This window comes from Nannocystis exedens (genome assembly GCF_002343915.1).
GTDB classification, from domain to species: domain Bacteria; phylum Myxococcota_A; class Polyangia; order Nannocystales; family Nannocystaceae; genus Nannocystis; species Nannocystis exedens.
Window position 1 is genome coordinate 11,198,643 of sequence record NZ_NETK01000001.1, and the last position, 23,201, is coordinate 11,221,843.

General features: G+C 71.7%; 22 protein-coding genes. 18 read left to right on the plus strand and 4 right to left on the minus strand.

What is annotated here, in order from left to right:
• Positions 1–148: 148 nt before the first annotated feature.
• From NAEX_RS43660 to NAEX_RS43680, 5 genes are all read left to right on the plus strand, one after another.
• Positions 149–880: a response regulator gene (locus NAEX_RS43660; protein ID WP_096333397.1), complete on the plus strand. Its 732-nt coding sequence runs from the start codon at positions 149–151 to the stop codon at positions 878–880.
• A gap of 98 nt (positions 881–978) precedes the next feature.
• Positions 979–1,161, plus strand: a complete 183-nt coding sequence (locus NAEX_RS43665; protein ID WP_096333398.1) for a hypothetical protein — start codon at positions 979–981, stop codon at positions 1,159–1,161.
• Entirely contained in the window at positions 1,158–1,562 is a 405-nt protein-coding gene (locus tag NAEX_RS43670; RefSeq protein WP_096333399.1) for a hypothetical protein, read from the plus strand. The genes NAEX_RS43665 and NAEX_RS43670 overlap by 4 nt, the downstream gene beginning before the upstream one ends.
• Before the next feature lie 43 nt (positions 1,563–1,605).
• Complete coding sequence (locus tag NAEX_RS43675) at positions 1,606–2,328, plus strand: molybdopterin-dependent oxidoreductase (protein ID WP_096333400.1); 723 nt, start codon at positions 1,606–1,608, stop codon at positions 2,326–2,328.
• A complete protein-coding gene (locus NAEX_RS43680) occupies positions 2,321–2,902 on the plus strand; it encodes a PepSY-associated TM helix domain-containing protein (RefSeq protein WP_096333401.1) in 582 nt (193 codons plus the stop codon). Before NAEX_RS43675 ends, NAEX_RS43680 begins: the two co-directional genes overlap by 8 nt.
• 115 nt (positions 2,903–3,017) lie before the next feature.
• Here the strand turns inward: NAEX_RS43680 and NAEX_RS43685 are convergent, their stop codons facing one another.
• Positions 3,018–3,800 (minus strand): dienelactone hydrolase family protein, encoded by a 783-nt coding sequence (locus tag NAEX_RS43685; protein WP_096333402.1) that lies wholly within the window; start codon positions 3,798–3,800, stop codon positions 3,018–3,020.
• A gap of 76 nt (positions 3,801–3,876) precedes the next feature.
• Here NAEX_RS43685 and NAEX_RS43690 point away from each other — a divergent pair, with 76 nt between their 5' ends.
• Complete coding sequence (locus NAEX_RS43690; RefSeq protein ID WP_096333403.1) at positions 3,877–4,239, plus strand: hypothetical protein; 363 nt, start codon at positions 3,877–3,879, stop codon at positions 4,237–4,239.
• Between the two features lie 6 nt (positions 4,240–4,245).
• On the opposite strand, the gene NAEX_RS43695 is transcribed toward NAEX_RS43690, so the two are convergent.
• A complete protein-coding gene (locus tag NAEX_RS43695; RefSeq protein WP_096333404.1) occupies positions 4,246–5,808 on the minus strand; it encodes an FAD-dependent monooxygenase in 1,563 nt (520 codons plus the stop codon).
• A gap of 92 nt (positions 5,809–5,900) precedes the next feature.
• Between NAEX_RS43695 and NAEX_RS43700 the strand changes: the two genes are divergently transcribed.
• Together NAEX_RS43700 and NAEX_RS43705 are read left to right on the plus strand one after the other, a co-directional pair.
• On the plus strand, positions 5,901–6,524 hold the full coding sequence (locus NAEX_RS43700) for a TetR/AcrR family transcriptional regulator (protein ID WP_096333405.1): 624 nt from the start codon (positions 5,901–5,903) through the stop codon (positions 6,522–6,524).
• 545 nt (positions 6,525–7,069) lie between these two features.
• Positions 7,070–8,776: a M3 family oligoendopeptidase gene (locus NAEX_RS43705; protein ID WP_143141294.1), complete on the plus strand. Its 1,707-nt coding sequence runs from the start codon at positions 7,070–7,072 to the stop codon at positions 8,774–8,776.
• A 264-nt stretch (positions 8,777–9,040) separates the two neighbouring features.
• Here the strand turns inward: NAEX_RS43705 and NAEX_RS43710 are convergent, their stop codons facing one another.
• Positions 9,041–10,237, minus strand: a complete 1,197-nt coding sequence (locus NAEX_RS43710; protein WP_143141293.1) for a PQQ-binding-like beta-propeller repeat protein — start codon at positions 10,235–10,237, stop codon at positions 9,041–9,043.
• Positions 10,238–10,820: 583 nt separating this feature from the next.
• On the opposite strand from NAEX_RS43710, the gene NAEX_RS43715 reads away from it, so the two are divergent.
• From NAEX_RS43715 to NAEX_RS43745, 7 genes are all read left to right on the plus strand, one after another.
• Entirely contained in the window at positions 10,821–12,638 is a 1,818-nt protein-coding gene (locus NAEX_RS43715) for a M20/M25/M40 family metallo-hydrolase (protein WP_096333408.1), read from the plus strand.
• A gap of 178 nt (positions 12,639–12,816) precedes the next feature.
• Positions 12,817–13,782 carry a malate dehydrogenase gene (mdh, locus tag NAEX_RS43720; RefSeq protein WP_096333409.1) on the plus strand — a complete coding sequence of 322 codons (966 nt, stop codon included), beginning with the start codon at positions 12,817–12,819 and terminating at the stop codon, positions 13,780–13,782.
• Positions 13,782–14,981 carry an ADP-forming succinate--CoA ligase subunit beta gene (gene sucC, locus NAEX_RS43725; RefSeq protein ID WP_096333410.1) on the plus strand — a complete coding sequence of 400 codons (1,200 nt, stop codon included), beginning with the start codon at positions 13,782–13,784 and terminating at the stop codon, positions 14,979–14,981. Before mdh ends, sucC begins: the two co-directional genes overlap by 1 nt.
• The gene (gene sucD, locus NAEX_RS43730; protein WP_096333411.1) at positions 14,978–15,871 is read left to right on the plus strand and encodes a succinate--CoA ligase subunit alpha; all 894 of its coding nucleotides are present in this window, start codon (positions 14,978–14,980) and stop codon (positions 15,869–15,871) included. The genes sucC and sucD overlap by 4 nt, the downstream gene beginning before the upstream one ends.
• Before the next feature lie 162 nt (positions 15,872–16,033).
• Complete coding sequence (locus tag NAEX_RS43735; RefSeq protein ID WP_143141292.1) at positions 16,034–17,134, plus strand: DUF4215 domain-containing protein; 1,101 nt, start codon at positions 16,034–16,036, stop codon at positions 17,132–17,134.
• A 261-nt stretch (positions 17,135–17,395) separates the two neighbouring features.
• A complete protein-coding gene (locus tag NAEX_RS43740) occupies positions 17,396–18,307 on the plus strand; it encodes a lysophospholipid acyltransferase family protein (RefSeq protein ID WP_096333413.1) in 912 nt (303 codons plus the stop codon).
• Positions 18,304–19,215 (plus strand): NAD-dependent epimerase/dehydratase family protein, encoded by a 912-nt coding sequence (locus tag NAEX_RS43745; RefSeq protein ID WP_096333414.1) that lies wholly within the window; start codon positions 18,304–18,306, stop codon positions 19,213–19,215. Before NAEX_RS43740 ends, NAEX_RS43745 begins: the two co-directional genes overlap by 4 nt.
• 39 nt (positions 19,216–19,254) lie before the next feature.
• Here NAEX_RS43745 and NAEX_RS43750 read toward each other — a convergent pair whose 3' ends face one another.
• Positions 19,255–19,851 (minus strand): hypothetical protein, encoded by a 597-nt coding sequence (locus NAEX_RS43750; RefSeq protein ID WP_096333415.1) that lies wholly within the window; start codon positions 19,849–19,851, stop codon positions 19,255–19,257.
• A 467-nt stretch (positions 19,852–20,318) separates the two neighbouring features.
• Here NAEX_RS43750 and NAEX_RS51685 point away from each other — a divergent pair, with 467 nt between their 5' ends.
• Genes NAEX_RS51685 through NAEX_RS43760 form a run of 3 tightly spaced genes read left to right on the plus strand, consistent with a single transcriptional unit; the run spans position 20,319 to position 22,735 of the window.
• Entirely contained in the window at positions 20,319–20,903 is a 585-nt protein-coding gene (locus NAEX_RS51685) for a hypothetical protein (RefSeq protein WP_170136508.1), read from the plus strand.
• 11 nt (positions 20,904–20,914) lie between these two features.
• Positions 20,915–21,796, plus strand: coding sequence for an NAD-dependent epimerase/dehydratase family protein (locus tag NAEX_RS51690; protein ID WP_256254110.1), 882 nt, complete (start codon positions 20,915–20,917; stop codon positions 21,794–21,796).
• 42 nt (positions 21,797–21,838) lie between these two features.
• Positions 21,839–22,735, plus strand: coding sequence for a hypothetical protein (locus tag NAEX_RS43760; RefSeq protein WP_096333416.1), 897 nt, complete (start codon positions 21,839–21,841; stop codon positions 22,733–22,735).
• The last annotated feature ends 466 nt before the right edge of the window (positions 22,736–23,201 follow it).

The following is a 23,201-nucleotide window of genomic DNA, read 5'->3' on the forward strand; positions in this document are numbered from 1 at the left end:
AGCACGATGTCGCTAGCGGACGTGACTCGCACCGGCAAACCTGCTGCGAGGCTTGTGGGAATTTGCGCGCTGAGGTCCCACCCATCCCGCGAACTCCAGGTGCGTGACACTGTGATCACGGCTATGGGATACTGTACGAGCGCTCATTATGACCGTGCAGCCGCCGATCACTCCCCTGTCTCAAGGAACAGGACCCGCGGACCAGCCCTCGTCGCCGGCGCGGGTCCTCCTCGTCGACGACCACCCGATCTTCCGCCTCGGCCTGTCGCAGCTCCTCGGAGCCGAGACCGACCTGGAGGTCGTCGGTGAGGCCGAGGACGCCGAGGCCGCCCTGGCGATCCTGCGCGAGAAGCCCGTCGACCTCGCGGTCGTCGACCTCTCGCTCAAGACCGGCAGCGGCATCGATCTGATCAAACAGATCCGCGCCGCCTGGCCCGAGCTCAAGCTGCTGGTGCTGTCGATGCACGACGAGCAGCTGTTCGGCGAGCGGGTGCTGCGGGCCGGCGCGCACGGCTACCTGATGAAGCACGTGCCGGCCGAGCGGATCGTCGGCGCCATCCGCAAGTCGCTGAAGGGCGAGCTGGCGGTGAGCGAGCAGCTCGCCGAAACGATGCTCAACGCGATGGTCTCGCGCCCGCGGGCCGGCACCGGCATCGAGAACCTCAGCGACCGCGAGCTCGAGGTGTTCGAGCTGCTCGGCCGCGGCCACGACACCCGCAACATCGCCGAGTCGCTCAAGATCTCGATCAAGACCGTCGAGACCCACCAGTCCAACCTCAAGCTCAAGCTCGGGGCCCACAGCGCGCACCAGCTGCGCCGCCTCGCCGTCCTGTGGGCGACCGAGGGCCTCGCCGGCCAGCCCGCCGCCGGCCGCCCCTGAGCCCCTCCTGCACGCCCTGAGCGCGCTCCTGCACGGCCCCCGGCGCGCTCATCCGGCGAGAATTTGCCAGGCCGGCCCGCTCGGGTCAGCCTCTGGCCGTGTCCCGCGCGCGCAACCTCGCCCAGCAGCAGCTCGAGCTGCCCGCGCTGGACGAGCCCGCGGGCGCCGTCGACCTGCCGGAGCCGACCCCCGCGACCGCCTGCGCCCGCTGCGGCTGGCTCGTGCTCCGCGCGGAAGAGGCATGTCCTTTGTGCCATGCCCCGAAGGACAGCAAACCATGAGCCGCTACGTCCGCCTCGACCTCGGCGCCCGTGAGCTCGCGCGGGCCGACCTGGAGGCCGCGCTGGCCGAGCTGGGGCTCCGCGCCGAGGTCGCGGAGATCCCCGGCGGTCTCATGCTCGAGGGCAACTTCGAGTGCGCCGGAGAGCCGGTCGACCTGCGCCTGCCCGCGGGCACCTTGACGGCCGTGGGCGACTTCGGCCTGCGCGCGGCCGGCACCACTTTCGTCCTCGTGTGCGGCGAGCACGATCGCGCCGTGCTGGCCGAGCGTCTGGTGGCCCCGCTCACGCAGGCGCTGGCGGCTGCCCGCGTGCGCGCCGCGGCGAGCGCCGCCGGCCTGGCCGTCGACACCACCCAGGCGGCCGACGGTACCCTGCGGCTGCGGGTCCGCCCGCCGGCGTAACACTCGCCGGGGCCCCGCGTAGTCCGAGCCGGAAGGTCGAACGATGTCCGCCTCTCGCCCGCTGCCCCCCGCCGTCTCCGCCGCCATGAGCCGCCGCGACTTCCTCGCCCGCGCCGCCAGCGGCACCGTCGTCGCCGCGATGGGCGGCGGCATGCTGTGGGTGCTGAGCGACCGCCTCACGCGCGAGGCCAAGGCGATGAGCCTCGCCGACGGCCGCCCGCGCCTCCCGCCCGGCCAGCGCGTGCTCGAGGCCTTGCGGCCGATGGGCGGCGTGCCCGGCTCGCCGAGCCCCGCCGACGTCAAGATCAAGGTCTACGGCGAGGTCGAGAAGCCGTTCGAGCTCGACTGGAACGGCCTGCTCGCCGAGCCGCAGACCGAGCTCGAGCTCGACGTCCACTGCGTCACCGGCTGGTCGCTGCTCGGCGCGGCGTGGAAGGGCGTGCGCGTCAGCCACCTGGCCGAAAAGGCAGGTCTCAAGAAGACCGCGCGCCACGTCGTGTTCGAGGGCGCCCACGGCTACACCGCCAACGTCCTGCTGGCCGAGGCGCTCGCGCCGGACGTCCTGGTCGCCCACCGCCACGCCGGCAAGCCGCTCGCGCGCCCGCACGGCAGCCCGGTCCGCGCCGTCGTGCCCGGCCTCTACTTCTGGAAGAGCACCAAGTGGCTGACCGGCATCAAGTTCGTCGCCCGAGACGAGCCCGGCTACTGGGAGACCCGCGGGTATCACAACCACGCCGACCCGTGGAAGGAAGAGCGCTATGCCTGAGCCCGAGCGCCGGCGCCCGGCTCGCTGGCGCCCCTGGCTGCGCGCCCTCCACCGCGACATCGGCTACGTCGTTGTCGGCCTCACCTTCGTCTACGCGCTGTCGGGCCTCGCGGTCAACCACATCGCCGACTGGGACCCGAACTTCCACAACTACGAGGCGCGCCACCAGGTCGCCGTGCCGCTGCCCGAGGACGACCGCGCCGCCGCCGACAGGGTGCTCGCCGAGCTGGCGATCACGAGCCCGCCGACCGAGGTCTACCGCAGCGACGCCCGCGAGCTGTCGATCCTCCTCGAGGGCAGCACCCTCCACGTCGACCTCGACAGCGGCGCCGTCCTCGAAGACGGCCAGCGCCCGCGCCTGGTGCTGCGGGTCGCCAACTGGCTCCACCTGAACCGCGGCAAGAAGGCCTGGACCTACATCGCCGACGGCTACGCCGTGTTCCTGCTGTTCCTCGCCGCCTCGGGCCTGTTCATGCTGCCCGGCCGCAAGGGCCTGGTCGGCCGCGGCGGCGTGCTCGTCCTGCTCGGGATCGCCGTCCCCGTGCTGTACGTGACCCTGTCCGGCGGGCCATGACCTCGAAAACATGCCCGTTCGGACATGCGCCAAAGGGCATGCCCGAACGGGCATGCCCTGAAGTTCTTCCCGCGACCACGGCCGCGAGCGCAGCGCCGACGGGCGCTGCCCCCGCCTACTGCAGCCGCTCGCGCAGGAACGACAGCGTGCGCTGCAGCGCCTGCTCGGTCGGGTGACCGGTCTCGCGCACGAGGTCGACCGTCAGCACGCTGTGGGCCGAAGGCTTGATCCCGTGGGCGTTGCCGGGCCCGGAGTCGATCTCGATCGCCTCGAAGCCCTCCTTGAGCTCACGCTTGAGCGTCTCGAACCGCTCGCGCGGGACCTTGCCGTCGTGGGTGAAGCACAGGCCGAGCACCTTGAGGCCCTCGTCCTTGACGCGGCGCTTGACCGTGGCGAGCTCATCCGGCGCGATCGCCAGCTGGCCGCGGCGGGCCTTGCCGACCGGCAGCGGCAGCGCCGGCTGCGACATCACCGGCGCCATCAGCGACGGCTCGACCGCCATCGACAGCGCGAAGTTGCCGGTCAGGCACATGCCGATCGCGCCGACGCCCTTGCCGCCGAGCTCCTTGTGCAGCGCGCGGGCCAGGCCGCGGAGCCAGTTGGTGATCGGGCTCGACTCGTTGCCGGCGAGCAGCTTGAACTCCTTGCTCACGCACAGCTTGAGCATCGTACTGGCGAGGTAGCCGCCGGACACCGGCTTCATCGGCTCGCCGAACAGGTCGGGCAGGACCACGGTGAAGCCCGCGTCGGCGACCAGGTTGGCGAACGCGACCACCGCCTCGTGGATGCCGGGGACCTCGGTGATGATGACGACGCCCGGGCCACGCCCGCGCCGATAGACCGTCTTGGTGACGCCCTCGTGGGTGAACTCCGATGCGCTGTAGCCCTGGATCGACATCGGCGCGAGTGTATCAGCCTTCGGGCCGGCGCGAGCTTGTCAAATCGCGCAGAGGCGTGCGAGGCTCGGCGCCGCCGTGTCCTACGAGCTCTTCCTGGTCCTCCACATCTTCGGCATCGTCCTCCTCTTTATGGGCCTCGGCGGCCTCGCGTTCCATGGCATCGCCGGCGGAACACGCGAGACCAACCCCGCGCGCGGCCTCGTCGCTGCCACGCACGGCGTCGGAACGTTGCTCATCGTCGCGGCCGGCTTCGGCATGCTCGGCGTGAAGTACGGCGGGGCCATGCCGGGCTGGGTTCACCCCAAGCTGCTCGCGTGGATCTGCCTCGCGGCCGCTCCGGCCCTCGTGGCCCGCAAGCCCGGCGCCGGTCGCGTGTTGTGGTTCGTCGCGCCGCTGCTCGGCCTCCTCGCCGCCTACTTCGGCCTCAACCACAAGTGACGCGCGCTAGAACCAGCGCGCCGCGTAAGCCCGCAGCACCTCGAGGCGAGCCAGCGGCGCGCGCACGGCGATGTGTCCGTCGGGCCTGAGCAGCACGAGCTCAGGCGCGCGCACTCTCCACCCGCGGACCACTGCGCCTGAACGATCGCCGAGGGTCTCCGCGTCGCCTGTACCCAGGACCAGGTCGCGAACCACCAGCGACCGTCCCCACCTCTCCGCCAGCTCCTGACCCGCGCTCGTCAGCGCCGGCGAGCGCGACGATCCGTGCATGAGCAAGAGCGTCAGCTTCGCCTCGCTCGCCACCAGCGCGTGCAGCGATATCGTCGTGTCGCCGGCGCTGAGAGTCGCCGCCGGCGCTCGCTCGCCGGCCTGCGGCGACGGACGCGGCCACCGGCGGGCATCGAGCACCGCCGTCGACCGGCGATACGACACGCCCGTCTGCGACATGCGCCGCACCAGTCGCTGCTGCAGCGCGCGCGACCGCAGCACCGTGCCGACGATCAGCTTGCGGAGCACCATCGTCCGCCGACTCGTCGCCCCGCGGAACAGGCGATCGGTCAGCTCGAGCGTCTGTTTCGCCACCGGCAACCGCTCCGCGTCGTACGTCGCCAGCAGCTCCGGCTTCGCCGCGCCGCGCGCCACCATCGCCAGCTTCCACGCCAGGTTGAAGGCGTCCTGGATCCCCGTGTTCATCCCCTGCCCGCCCGCGGGGCTGTGAATGTGCGCCGCGTCGCCGGCGAGGAACACCGAGCCCACCGCCATCCGCGGCACCATGCGGTGGTGCAGGCGGAACCGCAGGATCCACTCCGGGTCGTGCAGCACCGCCCCGGGCACCAGCTCGTCGGCCAGCTTCTGAAACATCTCGAGCGTCGGCTCGGGCGCGTGCCCCTCGCCGCCCATGGCGATGATGCGATAGCGATCGCGCGGCAACGGAGCGAACACCACCAACCCCGCGGACCGCAGGAACCCGTAACCGACGCCCGGCGGGCGATCCCAGCGGATCTTCAGATCTGCCTGATCGAACATGTCCTCATAGGCAGAGCCTTCGAACGGCAGGCTCAGGCCGCGACGCACCACGCTGTGGGCGCCGTCGCAGCCGACCAGCCAGCGCGCCGTCACCGTCTCGGTGCGACCGTCCTCGCCGCCGATCGTCGCCACCACCTGTGAGCCCTCGTCGCGGAACGACAGCAGCCGCAGCCCGCGCTCGACGGCCCCGCCGAGGCGCCCCAGGTGCTCGGCCAGGATCCGCTCCGTCGCGCTCTGGTCGAGGAACACCGGGGTCGGCACGTCGGGCCCGAACCGCTTCACGTCCAGCGTGCCCAGCAGCTGCTTCTCGAAGTACAGCTGCACCGCCATCAGCGCCTGCGCCTCGGCCTCGACCGCCGCGCGCAGCCCCATCGCCTCGAACACCTCGCGCGTGCGCGCGTGAACGACCAGCGCCTTGGAGTGCTCGGTCGTGCGCGGCGCGGGATCGACCACCCGCACCTTCAACCCGTACCGCCGCAGTTCGCACGCCATCGTCAAGCCCGTGGGCCCTGCCCCCGCCACCAGCACATCGATCGACTCCATCGCTCCGCTCCTGCAAGTGAGTGCTCACTCACCGTGCCACGGCCTCCTGCCAGTTGCAAGTGAGTGCTCACTCAGGCCATCCTTTCCGGGTCATGGCCACGCGCGAAGACGATCCTGAGCCGGTGCGCGGCGTCGAGCGCATCGTCCGCGCCGCGATCGAAGTGATCGCGGAGCGCGGCTTTCGAGGCGCCGCGACCAGCGAGATCGCCCGGCGAGCGGGGGTCGCCGAGGGCACGATCTTCCGCCACTTCAAGACCAAGCAGCTGCTGCTCGACCACATCCTCGAGCCGTTCGTCGAGCGGGTGCTCGCGCCGATCGCCTTCCGCGACCTGCACCGGTTGATCGACACCGACTACCCGGACTTCGCCGACTTCCTGCGGGCCTTCGCCCACAACCGGCTCTCGGTCGCGCGCGAGCACGTGCCGGCGCTGCGGATCTTCTTGCAGGAGGTCCCGCTCAGCGCGGAGCTGCGGGCGATGGTGTTCCGCCACATCGGTTGCCACGTCTTCCCCGAGCTGCTGGCCGTCATCCGCAAGTACCAGGCGCGCGGGCAGATCCGGAACGACCCGCCCGAGACCGTCCTGCGGATCCTCATGAGCGCGCTCGGCGGCTACATCATCACGCGCCTGGCGATCCTCCCCGACTACCCGTGGGACGACGACCTCGAGATCGAGCGCACGATCCGCGTGGTGGCCCGCGGCCTGCGCCCCGACTGACCCGTCCTGTCGACCAGCCTCAGTGCGCCCGACAATTCGCCGGACTCCTGCTCCGGCCCGTCGCGCTCCTGTCCTTTCGACCAGCCTCACGCACGCACCCCCGGGCCGTCGCCGGACTCCTGCGCCCGTCCGTCGGGCGTCCCGTCCTGTCGACCAGCCGCACGCGCCCCTCCGGCCCCTCGCCCTTCTCCTGCGCCCGTCGCCGCGGTCCTGTCCTGTCGACCAGCCTCACACGCGCCCGGGGGCGTCATCGTGCTCTTGCGCCCGTCTGTCGAGGTCCTCGCCCCTCCATCAGCCTCACCCCCGCGCCGCGGAGAAGTGGCGGTGCTCCTGCGCCGGCCCGTCGCGCTCCTGTCCTTTCGACCAGCCTCGCGCACGCACTTCCCGTGGAATTCGCCGGACTCCTGCGCCCGTCCGTCGCGCTCCTGTCCTTTCGACCAGCCTCACCCACGCGCCCCGTGGACGTCGACCTGCACCTGCGTCTGCCCGTCACGCCCCAGTTCGGCCACCGGCCCCGGCGCCCGGCGGTGCTACCCTGACGGGGCGTGTTCGGATCGCTCCCGCCGCCGCCGCGGCGCTACTTGCCCCCCCGCGTGCGGCTCGATCGGCTCGCCGATCTCGAGGCCTGCTACGGCGAGCTCGGTGAGCGGCCGCTGCCGGCCGACGATCCGTGGACCCTCGAGCAGTGGCTGCGCGACTGGTCGGAGCTGGAGAGCCACCTGGCCGAGGCCCGGGCGCGGCGGCAGATCGCCACCAGTTGCAGCGCCGACGACCTCGAGGCCGCGCGCGCCTGGCAAGTGCACGTCGACGTCCTGGACCCCGCTTGCAAGCCGCTGCGCCACCTCCTCGCGCGGCGGCTCGCCGAGCACCCGGCGGCGGCTCGCCTCCCGCCTGGTCACGCTTGCGCCCTCGCGGTGCTGCGCAACCAGGCCGACCTCCACCGCCCCGCCCTCGTCCCGCTCGAGGCCGCCGAGCAGCACCTGTGCGCCGCCTACGGCCAACTGCGCGCCGGCATGCGGTTCCACTGGGACGACGCCGACGTGTCCCTGGCCCAGGTCGAGCGCAGCGAGGACGATCCCGACCGGGCGCGGCGCGAGGCCGCCTGGCGCACCGTCGCCGCGGGTTTTCGCGCTGTCAAGCCCGAGCTCGATCACCTGTTCGACCGCCTGCTCGACAACCGCCGGGCCCAGGCCGCCGCCGCCGAGCTGCGGGACTACCGCGCCTATCGCTTCCGCCGCCTCGACCGGCTCGCCTACGGCCCCGCCGACTGCCTCGCCCTGCACGAAGCCATCGCCGCCGAGTTCGTCCCGCTCGCCGGCCGCGTCCTCCGCCGCCGCGCCGCCGCGCTCGGCCTCGACCTCCTCCGCCCGTGGGACCTCGCGGTCCTGCCCGGCGGACCGCTCGTCCCGTTCACCCGCGAGGAGGAGCTGATCGCCGGCTGCGCCCGCGCCTTCGAGGCCGTCGATCCCGAGTTCGCCCGCCAGTTCTCGCGCCTCGCCGAACATGGCCTTTTGGACCTGATGTCGAGGCCAGGTAAAGCCGCCGGCGCCTTCCAGCTCCACCTCCACGCCAGCGGCCTCCCGTTCGTGTTCGCCGGCGCCGTCGGTCGCCACGAGGACCTGCTCACCGTCTTGCACGAGAGCGGTCACGCCTTCCACGCCCTCGCCTGCGCCGGCGATCCGCTGATCTGGAACCGTCACCCGCCGATCGAGTTCTGCGAGGTCGCCGGCATGGGCATGGAGCTGCTCGCTGCGCCCCACCTGCGCGCCTTCTACGACGCCGACACCTGCGCCCGCGCCGCGCGACACCAGCTCGAGCAGCTCGTCCTCTTCCTGCCGCACGCCGCCGCCATCGACGCCTTCCAGCACTGGGTCTACACCCACCCGGACGAGGCCCGCGATCGTGCGGCCCGCGACGCCGCCTGGCTCGCGCAGCACCGGCGCCTGTGCCCGGGCGTCGACTGGAGCGGCGCCGAGGCCGACCGCGCCGCCCTGTGGCAGCGCCGCCTGCACGTGTTCGAGCTGCCCTTCTACTACATCGAGTACGCGCTCGCCGGCCTCGGCGCCGTCCAGCTGCACCGCCGCGCCCTCGCCGAGCCGGCGGCCGCCGTCGCCGACCTCCGCCGCGCCCTCGCGCTCGGCGCCCGCGCCCGCCTCCCCGATCTGTTCGCCGCCGCCGGCCTGCACTTCGGGACAGATCGCAGCTCCGTCGGCCGGGCCGCCGCCGCCTGCCGCGAGCTCCTCGACCTGTGACGCGCTCGTACACCTCACGCACGATCGACAAGTCGCTGCGCTGCTCGACCGTGCCTCGGACCCGGTCGGGCCCGCGTGCGGCGAGCGCCTCGACCGTGACTCACTCGCACGCCGTCCCGCGCGCGTGAGGACCCGCGGCGCGCCTCGATCCGTGACTCCTTCCGGAGCCATCACGCACCGGTGACGGGCCGCGAAGCGCCTCGACCCGTCACTCGCTCGCCGTCACGCACAAAGGATAAGCCGCGGAGCTCCTCGCCCCGTGACTCACTCGTACGCCGTCACGTACAGGTGATAGGCGTCGAAGTCGACCGCGCCCGAGGCGAAGATCGTGCCGTCGTCGCCGATGGCCACGTTGACCTCCCACGACCCGCTGTCGCAGCTGTGCGTCGCGAGGGTCGCGCCGGACGGGTCGAGCCGGGCCACCATCCCGCGGAACGGCGGCTCGTTGTTGAACTCGCCGCCGACCGCGATCTCGCCGCTCGCGTTGACCGCGAGGTCGCCGAAGCCCCACATCCCCTCGATGATCGTGTCCCACAGCGGCGTCCCGTCGGCCGCGAATTTCCCGATCTTCACCGCCGACGACCCGATCTCGGTTCCGACTACCACCGCGCCCGCGCCGTCGATCGCCGCCGTGCTGAGCACCGAGAGCTCCCACGGGCGCGTCCACAGCTCCTCGCCGGACGGGTCGAGCAGCCGGACGCCCTCGTTCCACACCAGCGCCACCATCGCGCCCGACGCTCCGATCGCCGACACCTCGAGCTGATCCGCGACCTCGAGGTCCCACAGCGGCGTCCCGTCGGCCGCGTGCTTGACCATCCGCGTCCCGTCGCCCACCGCCGCGCGGTCGCTGTACACCGTCGTCCCGTCGGCCGCGATGGCGAGGTCATAGCCCCACCAGTAGCCCTGATCGCGCGGTCCCAGGTCGCGCTCCCACAGCATCACCCCCTCGGGGTCGAACTTGCGCAGCCGCTTCCGCGGCGACACGCCGTCCTCGTCGCGGAACATCCCGTAGCCGTTGCCCTCGGCGTCGATGTCCCAGTGGAGCGCGCCCATCGGGATCGGCACCGTCGCCACCAGCGTCCCCGCCGCATCGAATTCGCGCGACAGACCCTCGCTGAACACCCGCGCTCGCCCGTCGGCCGCGAGCGACACCAGGCCCGCGCCGCTCTTCTCCGGATCGACGAACAGCCACGCGCCGCCCTCGCACGCGAAGTCGTCCGGCGTCGACCCCGAGTCGGTGTCGTGCCCCCCCGACGTCGTCTCGGTCGTCGCCTCGCCCGTTCCGCCGGTCGTCTCGTCCGGCCCGTCGGTCGTCTCTACCGCGCTCGTCGTCCCCTCGCTGTCGCTCCCGCCGCCGCCGGTCGTCCCGCCGCTGTCGCTCCCGCCGGTCGTCGTCCCTTCGCTGACGGTCCCGCCCGTGACCCCCGGGTCCTTCGGATCGCAACCTGTCACCAAAGCCATAAACCCAAGGACATGTCCAATATACCATGTTCTAAGCCGCATACTTCTCTCCTCGTTCGCTCGCGGCCGCCACGGCCGCGGGAACCTCGTCGCCGGGCCGCGGACGACCTGGCGTCGCCGCTCGCCGGACCGCCGCGTCACGCTCGGCCTTCCGCGGCGAGCCGGCGCAAAGCACCTCGCTCCGGCCGGCCGCCCGGTCGGCACCTGCTGCGGGTTCGTCCCCCGCGCCCGACCCTGTCATCCTCGGCGGCGCCGCCTCGGAGCTGCCCGAAGAGACAGGTTCGAGCACGCGCCGGGCGATCCCCCGCGGGGAGACTTGCCACTGCGAGCCCGGAGCGACGCCGCATCTGCGGAGGTCCCCAAGCAAACGCCGTACCTTTCAATGATCCCGAGAATCCCCCAATCCTCTCGGCCGTGCGTCCTCGCCTGTAAGTCCGGTCACGACCGCCGCGCCCCCACCGGGTCGGCGCCCGCGCCTGTCACGAGTCTGGAGGGTCATGTCTTCGAGGCCAGCTCGCTCGCGCCGCCGGCCCGGGCCCCACCTCTTGCGCCGCTCGCCCGCGCTCGCGCATCCTCTCGCACCATGTCGTCCGCCCGCGCCACCTGGCTTCTCCTCGCCTCCTTGCTCGCGTGCCGGCCCGAGCAGCCCGCGCAGGCTCCGACGGGCGAGCCCGCGCCCGCCAGCGACGGCTCGCGCGCCGCCTGGCGCGACCCGCCGCCGGTCGAGCTCGAGCGCCTGCGCGGTCACCTCGCCTTCCTCGCCGACGACGCCCAGGAGGGCCGCCCGCCGGGCACCGCCGCCGACCAGCGGGTCGCGGAGCACATCGAGCAGGCCTTCCGCCAGCTCGGCCTCCAACCTGGCTTTGGGGACAGCTACCGCCAGAGCTTCGAGTTCACCGACGGCGTCGCCCTCCGCGCCGGCGAGCAGAGCGTCCTGCAGCTCGGCGGCAGGCCCGTCGCCCACACCCTCGTCCCCTTCTCTGCCGCCAGCGCCGCCCCGGTCGGCGCCAGAGTCGTCTACGTCGGCCATGGGATCCCCGGCGACAGCCCCGACAGCGGCGACTACGCCAAGCTCCTCGACAAGGTGAAGGGCGCGATCGTCGTCGCCCGCAGCGGCGCTCCGGCCGACCCGCACCTCGACCCGGCCAAGACTCGCGTCCAGTCGAAGGTCATCGCCGCGCGCGATCGCGGCGCCGTCGGCTTCATCCTCTGGGAGCCCGACGCCACCGTCCCCTACCCCAACCACGGAGAGGCCAACGACCTCCAGCTGCCCGCGCTCGCCGTGTCGGCCGCCGGCACCCCCGACCTGCTCAAGGCCTTCGGCAAGAAGGGCCCCGTCACCGCCGCCGACCCGCACGGCGGCCTCAAGCCGGGCGCCGTCGCCAAGGGCTCGCTGCACAGCCCGGTCGAGCGCGTCACCGCCACCACCGCCAACGTCGCCGGCCTGCTCAAAGGGACAGGTCGCAAGCGGATCGTCCTCGGCGCGCACATGGACCACCTCGGCCGCGGCAGCAGCTCCTCGCTCGCGCCCGGCGTCGACGCCATCCACAACGGCGCCGACGACAACGCCTCCGGCGTCGCCGCCCTGCTCGGCGTCGCCGCCGCGCTCGCCCAGCTCCCGCCCGAGGCGCGGCCCTTCGACCTCCAGTTCGTCGCCTTCGCCGCCGAGGAGATGGGCCTCCTCGGCAGCAAGCGCGTCGTCGAGTCGCTCTCGCCCGAGGCCCGCAAGGACATCGTCGCCATGCTCAACTTCGACATGGTCGGGCGCGTGCGCGACAACACCGTCGTCGTCGTCGGCACCGGCACCAGCAGCGCCTGGCCGGGCCTGCTCGACCGGGCCAAGGTCGACCCGCGGGACGCCGCGCGGACCCTGGTCGTCAAGCCGAGCGAGGACGGCTTCGGCGCCTCCGACCAGGCCAGCTACTACGCCGCCGACATCCCGGTCCTCCACTTCTTCAGCGGCGCCCACGACGACTACCACCGGCCGAGCGACGACTTCGACAAGATCAACCTCGAGGGCGCCGCCGCGATCGCCGACCTCAGCGTCCGCCTGGTCGCCTTGATGCTGCGCGAGCAGCCCGTCCTCGACTTCAAGAAGGTCGCGGCCACGGCTCCGCGCGGCGGCGGCTTCCGCGTCTCGCTCGGCACCGTGCCCGACTACGCCGCCAACGCCGACGGCATGAAGCTGTCGGGCGTGCGCCCGCAGAGCCCCGCCGAGGCCGCCGGGCTCAAGGCCGGCGACGTCATCGTCAAGATCGGCAAGCGCGAGATCCACAACATCGACGACTACATGGCCTGCTTCGGCGAGCTGCAGCCCGGCGTCGCCGTGCCGGTGGTCGTCGAGCGCGAGGGGGCGAAGGTCGAGCTGACGATCACGCCGGCGGCTCCCACGCGTCGGTAGTCGCCGGGTCCGAATTGGCGTCGGCCCGCCGTCCGGGACCGGCGCGATCCCGCACCTTTCGCGGGGATTCGCAAAGGAGCGCGAGATCAGCGTTCATCGGCCGCTTCGCCGCCGTTGCTCCGATGCCTGTGCGGCTGGTATATGCAGCGCGGACCTCCTAGGGGGAAAGATCTCGCACATGTCACGTCGCAACAAGATCACGATCGTGGGAGCCGGCAACGTCGGAGCGACGGCCGCGCACTGGGCCGCCCAGAAGCACCTCGGCGACATCGTCCTCGTCGACATCGTCCAGGGCGTACCGCAGGGCAAGGCGCTCGACCTCGCCGAGGCCGCGCCGGTCATGGGCTTCGACCTCAAGATCGTCGGCACCAACGGGTACGACGAGACGGCCGACAGCGATGTCGTCGTGATCACCGCCGGCGTCCCGCGCAAGAAGGACCCGGTGACCGGCAAGTTCACCAGCCGCGACGAGCTGGTCGAGATCAACCGCAAGATCGTCGGCGGCGTGACCCGCGAGATCGCCAGCCGCTCGCCGAACGCGGTGCTGATCTGCGTCAGCAACCCGCTCGACGCCATGTGCCACGTCATGTACGCCGAGTCGGGCTTCCCCAAGGAGCGCGTGATCGGCATGGCCGGCGTGCTCGACACGGCGCGCTACAAGTACTTCATCTCCGAGGCGCTGAACGTCAGCGTCGACGACATCCACGGCATGGTGCTGGGCGGCCACGGCGACACCATGGTCCCGCTGCCGAGCCACACCTCGGTGGCCGGCATCCCGCTGACCGAGCTGCTGCCGCAGGACAAGATCGACGCCATCATCCAGCGCACGCGCGGCGGCGGCGGCGAGATCGTCGGTCTGCTCGGCTACTCCGGCTACTACGCGCCGGCGGCGGCCTCGGTGGCGATGGTCGAGGCGATCGTCCGCGACCGCAAGCGCGTGCTCCCGTGCGCCGCGCTGCTGTCGGGCGAGTACGGCTACAAGGACCTCTTCATCGGCGTCCCGTGCGTGCTCGGCAAGGGCGGCGTCGAGAAGGTGATCGAGATGAAGCTCGGCGACAAGGAGAAGGGCATGCTCGAGATCTCGGCCAACGCCGTGCGCGAGCTGGTGGCCCTCCTCCCCTACGGGAAAGGCCAGGCGACCTGATGAAGATCCACGAGTACCAAGGCAAGGAGCTGCTGCGCGGCCTCGGCGTGCCCGTGCCGCTGGGCGGCGTCGCGTTCACCCCCGGCGAGGTCAAGCTCGTCGCCGCCGACCTGATCCAGCGCACCGGCAACCCGGTCGTCGTCGTCAAGTCGCAGATCCACGCGGGCGGCCGCGGCAAGGGCCGCTTCGTCGAGCAGCCCGACGTCGGCGGCGTCAAGGTCGTCAAGTCGGCCGAGGACGCGGCGCAGATCGCCGAGAAGATGCTGGGCAACACCCTCGTGACCATCCAGACCGGTCCCGAGGGCAAGAAGGTCCAGCGCGTCCTGGTCGAGCAGGGCATGAACATCGCCCGCGAGCTCTATCTGGCCATCACTCTGGATCGCGCCACCGGTCGCAACACCGTCATGGCCTCGACCGAGGGCGGCATGGACATCGAGGAGGTCGCCGCGCACACGCCGGAGAAGATCCTCAAGGAGTCGATCGACCCGGCCGTCGGCCTGCAGGCGTTCCAGGCGCGCAAGCTGGCCTACGCGCTCGGCCTCGTCGACCCGGTCGCCCCGCGCTTCGTCAAGTTCCTGCTCGCGCTCGCGGCCGCCTACGACCGCCTCGACTGCGCCCTGCTCGAGGTCAACCCGCTCGTCGTCACCGGCGACGACCAGGTGCTCGCGCTCGACGCCAAGGTCTCGTTCGACGACAACGCGACCTTCCGCCACAAGGAGCTCGAGGAGCTGCGGGACCCCAACGAGGAGGACCCGAGCGAGCTCGAGGCCAAGAGCTGGGACCTCAGCTACGTCAAGCTCGACGGCAACATCGGCTGCATGGTCAACGGCGCCGGCCTGGCGATGGCGACCATGGACATCATCCAGTACGTCGGCGCCAAGCCGGCCAACTTCCTCGACGTCGGCGGCGGCGCGACGGCCGAGCGCGTGACCGCGGCGTTCAAGATCATCACCCGCGATCCGAACGTGCGCGGCATCCTCGTCAACATCTTCGGCGGCATCATGAAGTGCGACACGATCGCCACCGGCGTGATCGCGGCCGTCAAGGAGGTCGGCCTCAAGGTCCCGCTGGTCGTCCGCCTCGAGGGCACGAACGTCGAGCTCGGCAAGAAGATGCTCGACGAGAGCGGCCTTGCGATCACCACCGCCAGCAGCCTGCGCGACGCAGCCACCAAGATCGTGGAGCTTGTCAAGCCATGAGCGTCCTCGTCGACAAGAACACCCGCCTCATCGTCCAGGGCATCACCGGCAAGGTCGGCCTCTTCCACGCCGAGCAGTCGCTCGCCTACGGCACGCAAGTCGTCGGCGGCGTCACGCCCGGCAAGGGCGGCGAGACCGTGCTGAACGGCCGCGTCCCGGTGTTCCACACCGTGCGCGACGCCGTCGAGAAGACCGGCGCCAACGCCAGCGTCATCTTCGTGCCGCCCCCGTTCGCCGCCGACGCGATCATGGAGGCCGCGGACGCCGGCGTGCCGCTGATCGTCTGCATCACCGAGGGCATCCCGGTGGCCGACATGGTCAAGGCCAAGCGGTTCCTGCAGGACAAGCCCGGCTCGCGTCTGCTCGGCCCCAACTGCCCCGGCATCATCACGCCGAAGCAGTGCCGGATCGGCATCATGCCCGGCTACATCCACACCCCGGGCCGCGTCGGCGTCGTCTCGCGCTCCGGCACCCTCACGTACGAGGCCGTGCATCAGCTGACCACGCTCGGCCTCGGCCAGAGCACCGCGATCGGCATCGGCGGCGATCCGGTCAACGGCACCAACTTCGTCGACTGCCTCAAGTTGTTCCAGGATGACCCGGAGACCGAGGGCATCATCATGATCGGCGAGATCGGCGGCTCGGCCGAGGAGGACGGCGCGGCCTTCATTCGCGAGCACGTCACCAAGCCGGTGGTCGGCTTCATCGCCGGCGTCACCGCCCCGCCGGGCAAGCGCATGGGCCACGCCGGCGCCATCATCTCGGGCGGCAAGGGCACGGCCGACGCCAAGCTGGCCGCGCTGCGCGAGGCCGGCGTGACGATCGCCGACACGCCCTCCGACCTCGGCTCGACGATGGCCCGCGTGCTCGGGGCCAAGACCAGCGCGTAATCTTCGTTGCGCGCACGCGGGCCCGCGATGTCCTGGCGACATCCGGGCCCTGCGTGTTTGGTCAGCGCGCAGTTGCGCTCCGATCCACCTTCTCTGCCGAAGCGGCGCGGACCCGCGGCAAACACGCTTGCAATCGCGCACTACCCGGCCTAACGTTCGGATATGCGCAGATTGGGATGGATGCTGGCGCTCGCGGCCTGCACGCCGACGGAAAACATGATGACCACCGCGTCGCCGATGTCGACCACCGGCTCGACGACCGAGGACCAGGGCACCGGGATCCAGACCGTCACCGGCAATCCGACCACCGTCGACACTGAAAGCACCGCGACCGCCACCGATCCCACCGAGACCGGCGTCACCTCGCAGGGTCCGAGCAGCGAGCCCACCACCTCCACCACCGGGCCCGTCGGCGAGTGCGGCAACGGCGTCGTGGAAGGCGACGAGCTGTGCGACGACGGCAACGCCGACGACCTCGACAGCTGCACCTCGCTGTGTCGCCCGCCCGAGTGCGGCGACGGCATCATGCACGAGGGCGAGGACTGCGACGACGGCAACGACGACAGCACCGACGAGTGCACCGTCAACTGTCTGTTCCCGGTGTGCGGCGACGGCTGGGCCCAGGCCGGCGAGGACTGCGACGACGGCAACGACAGCGACGAAGACGCCTGCCTCGAGGGTTGCGTCGCCGCGGCCTGCGGCGACGGCATCCTCTGGGACGGCGTCGAGGTCTGCGACGACGGCTTCAACGACAACACCTACAACGGCTGCGCCCCCGGCTGCGGCAAGCTCGGCCCGCACTGCGGCGACGGCAAGGTCGACAAGGTCGACATCAACCTGCCCAAGGGCTTCGAGTACTGCGACGGCGCCGACCCGTTCATGGGCGTCGGCTGCACCGAGGACTGCATCTACGACTTCTCGCAGGTCCCGCAGCTGTACTGCGCCGGCACCTGCACCTGGGGCGGCGCGTCGGGCTGCGACCAGGCCGACGCCGACGTGTTTTGCAAGCTGCGCACCGGCGACCCGGCCGCGAAGGCCACTGCGTTCACGCTCGGCGCGCCGCTCGAGGCCGGCGGCTTCCCGTGCTCGAACATCGGCGTCCCCATCGAGCTCGACGGCAAGGACCCGCGCATCTCCCTCGGCCCGCTGCCCGACTTCGGCATCACCAAGACGGCGTATTATCAGGTGGCCAAGATCAAGACCTCGCACGGCGGCAACGCGAGCTCGACCGTCCTCGGCAGCACGCTGAAGTGCTCGCCGTAGAGCCGCAGCCGCGGCGTCGTCCGTCATCCTCGCGCGGGTCCGATCGCGCGAGCGCGAGGCCTCGTGCGCCGAGACCGGCGCGACGAGCCGCGCCGCCGAGACGAGCGAGCGCTGCTCGAAATGCCGCGGTCTCGACCGTGGGTCGGCCCCGGCGCGCGGTCCGGACCGCAGCGTCCTGAGCCGCGCAGAACCTCGCTCGTCGCGGCTTCTCGCGTGCGACTTGCTTCAGGACCCGCGCCGCCTGAGACTTCCTCGAGCCGGATGGGACCGTTCCGCCTCGAGACTCTCACCAGCCGCGACGTCCGGGACCGCCTCGAACGTCTCGAGCTCCCGTTCAATCAATACGGCATGGATCCGTTCGGGATCTCCAAGAAGCACCTCGGCGTCTTCTATTCGATGCTCGAGGTGTTCTACAAGAACTACTTCCGGGTGAAGTGCTTCGGCATCGACAACGTGCCCGAGCGCGGCAGCGCGATGCTGGTCGGCAACCACTCGGGCGGCCTGCCGGTCGACGGCGGCATGGTGCTCGCCTCGCTGTTCTTCGCCCGCGACCTCCCGCGCCACGCCACCGGCATGGTCGAGAAGTTCGCCGGCAACTGGCCGTTCGTGTCGGAGTGGTTCTCGCGCGTCGGTCAGCTGCCCGGCCTGCCCGAGCACGCCGTGCGGCTGCTGCAGGACGGCCGCCTGCTGATGATCTTCCCCGAGGGCGCGCGCGGCACCGGCAAGCTCTTCAAGGATCGTTACCGCCTCGTGCAGTTCGGCACCGGCTTCATGCGGATCGCCCTGCAGACCGGCGCTCCGATCGTCCCCTTCGCCTTCATCGGCGGCGAGGAAGCCCTTCCCACCGTCTACCACGCCAAGACGCTGGCCAAGCTCGTCGGCGCGCCGTATTGGCCGGTCCCGCCCTACCTCGTCCCGTTCCCGCTGCCGCTCGGCTGCGAGATTCACTACGGCAAGCCGATGCACTTCCCCGGCACCGGCCGCGAGCCCGACGAGGTCATCGAGGGCTACGTCGAGCAGGTCAAGAGCGTCGTCGAGCTGCTGGTCCTCCGCGGCTGCGCGCTCCACCGTCAGCGCAACGACGGGACTTTCCCACAGGAACCGGAGGACAGCTCCGGCTCGTCCTCCTCCGCGCCCTCCTCGACCTCCGGCCCGACCGACTCCGAACCATGAAGATCCTGATCACCGGCATCAACGGCGCCCACGCCCGCATGGTCGCCCTGCGCCTGCGCGCCCGCGGCGACGAGATCCTCGGCATCGACCGCCGCCCCTGGCCCGACGCGCCCGAGGGCGTGCACGTGTTCCAGACCGACGTGCGCAAGCGGCCGGCCGCCGACGTGTTCCGCCAGCACCGGCCGGACGTCGTCATCCACATGGCGACGATCACCCACTTCACCGCCAGCGCCGAGGAGCGGCTGCGGATCAACCTCCACGGCACGCGCCTCGTGTTCGAGTACTGCCACGAGTTCGGCGTCAAGCAGGCCGTGTTCGTCGGGCGCCACACGATCTACGGCGCCGCCCCCGACGCGCCGCTGTACCGCACCGAAGAGGAGCCGCCGCTGGCCGTCTCGACCTTCCCCGAGCTGGCCGACTTGGTCGCCGCCGACCTGTTCGCCGCCGCCGCGCTGTGGCGCTGGCCCGGGCTCAAGACCGCCGTCCTGCGCATGGTCTACATGCTCGGCCCGACGCACCGCGGCACCCTGGCCAGCTTCCTCGCCGGCCCGCGCGTGCCGATGATCCTCGGCTTCGATCCGCTCTACCACTTCATGCACGACGAGGACGGCGTCGAGGCGATCGTGCGCGCCGTCGATCACCAGCTCAGCGGGATCTACAACGTCGCCGGCCCGCCGCCCGTCCCCCTGTCGACGCTGGCCCGCGGCACCGGGCGCCAGCCGATCCCGATCCCCGAGCCGCTCTTCAAGTACAGCGCCGGCCGCTTCGGCCTGCCTTATCTGCCGCCGGGCGCCGTCGCCCACATCAAGCACCCGATCGTCGTCGACGCCACCGCCTTCCGCCGCGCCACCAACTTCGAGCACAAGCACGACGCCCACGCCGTCATGGTCAGCTTCCGCGAGTCCTGAAGGACATGTTGCAATGGACATGTCACGAGGGACATGTCCTCAAGAGCCGCGGTACGTCCCGGGCCGGTAGCGCAGCAGCGCCACCTCGAACGCCTCGAAGTGCTCGGCCAGCAGCTCGACCCGGCGGACCAGCGCCGCCAGCTCGACCGGCGCCAGCCGCGGACCATGGCCCTTCGCTCGCCTCGCCGGCAGCGCCGGCAGGTCGGTCGGCCCAGCGTCGAGGGCCTCGCCGAGCAGCACCGCCTCGATGTCGTGGGTCGAGATCCCGACGTGGGCGATCAGCTCGCGCTCGTCGGGCCCCAGCTCGCGCACGCTGCGGATCCAGCTCCACACCCAGGCGTCGATGGCCGCGTCCGCGGGGTCGGCGGCCTCCACCGCGAGGCGCAGCGCACGTGTCTCTCGCGCCAGCTCGGCCACGCGGGGCGGCAGGTGGTCGAGGGCCAACGCCGCGTCCGCGCCGGCCAGCGCTTGCCGCTCCATCAGGGGTAGCGGACGAGCGAGCACCCCCGAGAATGACGCGAACGCGATCGTGCCCAGCGTGGTCGCGAAAAACACCAGCTCGAGCGGGTCAAACACGCCACGGATGAGGGCGGTGACGACCACCGCGCTCGTCGACACCAGCGCCCAGATCGTCAAAATCTTCGCTCGCCTGAGGCGCTCCAGCCGGCGCGACTCGATCGCAGCAGCGAGCCGCTGGTGGCGAGCGGTGCGCGTCTGCGCCCGAATCGTTATCGCCGCCTCGTCGCCTCTATCCACTGGCACCGACCGCAGCGTAGATCACACTCGCGTCGGCGGCAGTGTCTTGGGTGCCCTCACCCCCTGAGCTTCTCCGAACAACCCCGAACTTCCGCACCTGCCGCAAAACACGTTAGAATCACCGCGCGCGCCCCGGTCTACGGTGCGTGCCTCATCCCTCGCTCGCAGGAGTCCCCATGACCCAGGCCACCACCTCGGACCGTCCCCTGCCTGTCACCTCTGGTCGTCGCCGGCGTCGCTTCGGCCTCGCCGCTGCGGCCCTCGGCGCCGCCCTCCTCGGCAGCACGGTCGCCCCGACGGACGCTGAAGCAGCCGTTCCCCGCGTGCTGCGACCAGGCACGCGACCGATGCAGTTCCTGTTCGGCCTCGGCCCCTCGTGGGGCATCGGCGGCTCGTCGTACTACTACGACGCCGGCTACTACGGCCCCGGCTGCGGCGCCCCCGGCTTCCCCTGTCGCTACGGCAGCTTCGGCTACTGGGGCTCGTTCAAGCTGACGCAGGAGTTCAGCGGCCACTTCAGCGGCAACGCCTCGGGTCCCGCGCTCGGCATCCTCCTCAACGAGGAGTTCGGCTACCGCCGCTTCGGCTTCGTCGTCGCGCCGAAATTCACGTACGACATCCAGCCCAAGCGGGACCTCGGCCTTTACATCTCGCCGAACGTCTCGCTGGGCTACCACCTGCTGTCGGACCGCTGGAACTACTACAACGGCGCCTACTACCACTACACCAACCACGCCGCGAACCTGCAGTTCGGCGTCGGTCTCAAGCTCATGCTCGACGACCGCTGGATCGTGTGGCTGCAGTTCCCGCAGTTCGACATGAGCTTCGGCCCGCGCTACGGCTACGGCTGCGGTGCCGTCCCCGGCGCCTACTGCCCGGCCTTCTTCATCGCCCGCCTCAACCTCCTGCTCGGCGGCGGCGTGTCGTTCTGAGCGAGCCGCGCGTGCCCAGCGGCGCGTCCCCTCTCGCCCGTCCGATCGCCGTCGTCGGCGCCGGTTTCCTCGGCGCCCCCGTGGCCGCCGCGCTCGCGGCGACCGCGGGCGCCGGCGATCCACCTGTCCTTGCGACCACGCGCTCCGGGACATGGCCGAACGGACATGTCCCCGGGGGCATCGAGCTCCGCCCGCTCGACGTCGCCGCGCTCTCCCCTCCAGATATCGCCGCGGTCCTGGCCGGGGCGCGCGCGCTGGTCGTCTGCTACGCCCCGGGCAAGCAGCAGGACCGCCGCGAGCTCTACGTCGAGGGCACCCGTCGCTTGCTCGCGGCTGCGGCGACGCTCCCGCTCACTCGCCTCGTCTACACCTCGTCGACCTCGGCCCTGCCCGACCGCGACGCCTGGCTCGACGACGACTGCCCCGACTGGCCCGACGAGCCGCGGGGTCGCGTCCAGCGCGAGGCCGAGGAGCTGGTACGCGACACCTGCACAGGCCACGACCTGCCGTGGACGATCCTCCGCCTCGGCGGCCTCTACGGTCCGGGTCGCGAGCTGTTCCGCCTCTACCGTGGCGCCGGCGACGACGGCGTCCTTTCGGGCGACGGCATGCAGCCGACCAACCTCGTCCATCGCGACGACGCTGTTCAGGCCGTCCTCGCCGCCTTGACCCTCGCGCCGGACGAGCGCGGCGTCGTCAACGTCGTCGACGACGACCACACCCCCCGGCGCGAGATCTTCGCTCGCCTCGCCGCCCTCGCCGGTCGGCCGCCTCCGCGATGGGAGCGGCCCGCAGGTCCGGCCGCGGTCGGCAAGCGGGTCGGCAACGCGCGCCTGAAGACGCTCCTGCGCGTGGTCCTCCGGCATCCCTCTCACACCCCGGCGAGCCCCTGATCTTGCGTGCCCTTGGCGGGTGGTTAAACCCCTGAGCACGCCATGAACGTCGCCGCCGCCGTCACCCACCTCCTTCCTCTTCCGGCCGGCGGCGGCGTCGCCGCGCCCCTCGACACCGTGGAGCTCCAGTCCGAGCTCGACGTCCTCGCCGACGAGGCCCTGCGCGCGCGCCGCCAGGGCCTCTCGTTGTTGGCCGCGGTCCGCGACCCGCGTTTTCCGGCGCTCCAGAGCTTCCACCAGGGCCTGCGCGACGCCCTCTTCCTCGAGATACCCGAGGAGCTGGAGCCGTGGGCGCGGCTGGCTGCCAACGGCGCCGGCAATCCCCCGCTGCAGCACATGCTCGTCGACTTCGCCCGCGGCGGCGACGACGACCGGCGCAGCGCCCTTCAGGCCGCGCTGGCCGAGCTGCTCGTGTTCGAGGCCATCCGCCTGCGCCTGTTCGTCACCGCCTTCCGCGGCGAGGAGTTCGAGGTCGTCGGCGGCGAGGAGTCCGACGTCGACGCGATCGCCTACGCCGAGGTCGCCACCTTGCTGCACCGGCCCGAGCTCGCCGATCCCGAGGTCCGTCCGCTGACCGTCCTGCTCGCGTCCGCGTCCGTCTCGCTCGCCCGCGACGCCCAGTCACGCGCCGAGGAGCTGCGCGACACGGGCGAGGACACCCGCGAGGAGCTGCGCATGCGCGCCCGCCTCCGCGCCGCCCTCCGTGAGCTCCGCCTGCCGGAGGCCGTCCTGCTGGAGAACGCCCTGGCCGCGCTGCTCGGCGAGGAGCGGCGTGAGCTCGCCGAACTGCAGGCCGAGCGCCCCGTCGCCCTCGACGGCATGACTCGCCAGGCCATGGACCAGCGCGTCTCTCGCGGTCGGCGAGCGCTCGCCCACCCGCGGTCGACGTGGCCGCGCCGCCGCCGCCCGGCCCTGTTCGATCTGCTCCAGCGCGCCTGAAGCTCGCCCCGCCCGAACCCCATCCACAGCGTCCTCCCTCGGACGGCCAGCGCCCCTGCCGGTTGACCGCCTCGCCGAGGTCTCTCGCGCGCTCGCTGTCGGATTTTTTGGTTGTCGCGGGATGATCGCCACGGTTGCGGGCACACGAGGCAGACCGTCCGCCGCTCTGCCACGCTCCGCTTCAGGTGCGTTCCGGTCGACGGTGTAGCCTCCAAGCGGCGCCCCGGCGCGCCGCAGCCACGGGTTTCACGCCTCCATCTGGCGAGCCACCCGTGTGTGGCTCGGTGACAAGCACCTCGGCGGGCACCAGGGGCCGCGCGCAGGGTTCGTCGGCGCGTACCCAAGCATTCGCTGCCTCTCGCCAGCAGCGGCCTCGTTTCGGCCAGCACCGCCCGCAGGCCGAGAGGTCGTCCGAGGACGCCGGTAGCCAGCCCTGGCCCCCCGTCCTCACGGTTCGATCCCTTCC

What these genes read in the sequence shown, in the direction of transcription:
- NAEX_RS43660 (WP_096333397.1), top strand. Translation starts at nt 149, where the DNA reads ATGACCGTGCAGCCGCCGATCACTCCCCTGTCTCAAGGAACAGGACCC.
- NAEX_RS43670 (WP_096333399.1), top strand. Translation starts at nt 1,158, where the DNA reads ATGAGCCGCTACGTCCGCCTCGACCTCGGCGCCCGTGAGCTCGCGCGG.
- NAEX_RS43675 (WP_096333400.1), top strand. Translation starts at nt 1,606, where the DNA reads ATGTCCGCCTCTCGCCCGCTGCCCCCCGCCGTCTCCGCCGCCATGAGC.
- NAEX_RS43680 (WP_096333401.1), top strand. Translation starts at nt 2,321, where the DNA reads ATGCCTGAGCCCGAGCGCCGGCGCCCGGCTCGCTGGCGCCCCTGGCTG.
- NAEX_RS43685 (WP_096333402.1), bottom strand. Translation starts at nt 3,800, where the DNA reads ATGTCGATCCAGGGCTACAGCGCATCGGAGTTCACCCACGAGGGCGTC.
- NAEX_RS43695 (WP_096333404.1), bottom strand. Translation starts at nt 5,808, where the DNA reads ATGGAGTCGATCGATGTGCTGGTGGCGGGGGCAGGGCCCACGGGCTTG.
- NAEX_RS43700 (WP_096333405.1), top strand. Translation starts at nt 5,901, where the DNA reads ATGGCCACGCGCGAAGACGATCCTGAGCCGGTGCGCGGCGTCGAGCGC.
- NAEX_RS43710 (WP_143141293.1), bottom strand. Translation starts at nt 10,237, where the DNA reads ATGGCTTTGGTGACAGGTTGCGATCCGAAGGACCCGGGGGTCACGGGC.
- NAEX_RS43715 (WP_096333408.1), top strand. Translation starts at nt 10,821, where the DNA reads ATGTCGTCCGCCCGCGCCACCTGGCTTCTCCTCGCCTCCTTGCTCGCG.
- mdh (WP_096333409.1), top strand. Translation starts at nt 12,817, where the DNA reads ATGTCACGTCGCAACAAGATCACGATCGTGGGAGCCGGCAACGTCGGA.
- sucC (WP_096333410.1), top strand. Translation starts at nt 13,782, where the DNA reads ATGAAGATCCACGAGTACCAAGGCAAGGAGCTGCTGCGCGGCCTCGGC.
- sucD (WP_096333411.1), top strand. Translation starts at nt 14,978, where the DNA reads ATGAGCGTCCTCGTCGACAAGAACACCCGCCTCATCGTCCAGGGCATC.
- NAEX_RS43735 (WP_143141292.1), top strand. Translation starts at nt 16,034, where the DNA reads ATGCGCAGATTGGGATGGATGCTGGCGCTCGCGGCCTGCACGCCGACG.
- NAEX_RS43740 (WP_096333413.1), top strand. Translation starts at nt 17,396, where the DNA reads ATGGGACCGTTCCGCCTCGAGACTCTCACCAGCCGCGACGTCCGGGAC.
- NAEX_RS43745 (WP_096333414.1), top strand. Translation starts at nt 18,304, where the DNA reads ATGAAGATCCTGATCACCGGCATCAACGGCGCCCACGCCCGCATGGTC.
- NAEX_RS51685 (WP_170136508.1), top strand. Translation starts at nt 20,319, where the DNA reads ATGCAGTTCCTGTTCGGCCTCGGCCCCTCGTGGGGCATCGGCGGCTCG.
- NAEX_RS43760 (WP_096333416.1), top strand. Translation starts at nt 21,839, where the DNA reads ATGAACGTCGCCGCCGCCGTCACCCACCTCCTTCCTCTTCCGGCCGGC.